Annotated in this window: 2 protein-coding genes; both read right to left on the bottom strand. The window is 71.9% G+C overall.

Going from position 1 to position 1,098, the window contains the following annotated elements; translation table 11 throughout:
* Positions 1-630, bottom strand: a 630-nt coding sequence (locus AC4FQ5_RS19560; RefSeq protein WP_491146167.1) for an FtsX-like permease family protein, incomplete at its 3' end; no start/stop codon positions are given.
* Positions 630-1,098, bottom strand: a 469-nt coding sequence (locus AC4FQ5_RS19555; RefSeq protein WP_491146165.1) for an ABC transporter ATP-binding protein, incomplete at its 5' end; no start/stop codon positions are given. The genes AC4FQ5_RS19560 and AC4FQ5_RS19555, both read right to left, overlap by 1 nt.

The following is a 1,098-nucleotide window of genomic DNA, read 5'->3' as shown; positions in this document are numbered from 1 at the left end:
GATCATGAGCACCGCGAGGACCACGAGGAGCGCGGCGACCACGATGCGGAGCACGGGGCGCCGCCGGGTCGGCGCCTCGCCGCGCAGGACCGCGATCGGCCGCGTGAAGCCCGCTTGCCGAGCGAGCGGGAGCGCCGCGAGAGCCGTGACCATGACGACGACCGCAGAGCAGATGGCGACCGACAGGGGGCCGACTGTCGGCGAGATCGCGTCGAGACCGGTCGCCGCTCCCAACAGGAAGCCGACCACGAGCGGACACACGAGTGCCGCGACGGCCCCACCGACCGCTGCCGCCACGACGGCGACGATGACGAGCTGGCCGAGCACGATCCTCGCCACCTGCGCCGGTTGCATCCCGACGATGAGCCACAAGGCGAAGCTGCGGCGCCGGAGCTCGACGAGCGAACGAACCGCCGACGAGAGCACGACCGTCATGGAGATCGTCGTGAGGACGATGAGCGTGCTCGCGAGTACGAGCAGGGCGAGCGCCGTCAGCAGCTCGGCTCGGGTCGCAGTCTCGATCATCGTCGCCGGGAGGCCGGCGGCGACGGCCGCTGCGACGAGCACCACGAACGTCCCGACCCAGACGCGGAGATTGCTCGCGAGGTCGGCGCGCAGGAGGTCCCGCATCAGAGGGCCCGCGTGCGCGAGAGGGCGTCGAGGACGTCGGCCGCGGTCGGGTCGACCAGTTCGCTGTGGAGGGCGCCGTCACGGATGACGAGGGCACGGTCCGTCCTCGCGGCGGCCTCGAGGTCGTGCGTCACCATGAGCACGGCGCTCCCCGCGTCGCTCACCCCGCGGAGCAGATCGAGGACCCCTCTGCTCGCGTTGGCGTCGAGCGCGCCGGTGGGCTCGTCCGCGAACACGACATCCGGTTTCGAGAAGATCGCGCGTGCGATCGCGACGCGCTGCTGCTGGCCGCCCGAGAGGAACGGCGGCCGCGATCCGACGACGTCCGCGAGACCGACGGCGGCGAGCGCCGCTTCCGCCTCGCCCGCCGCGATCGGACGGCGCGCGAGTCGAGCCGGGAGCTCCACGTTCTGGAGAGCCGTGAGCGACGGGATGAGGTTGTAGGACTGGAAGACGAAACCCATGTGA

This window comes from Chryseobacterium sp. DT-167 (assembly GCF_058310155.1).
This window is presented reverse-complemented; position numbering and strand designations above follow the sequence as displayed.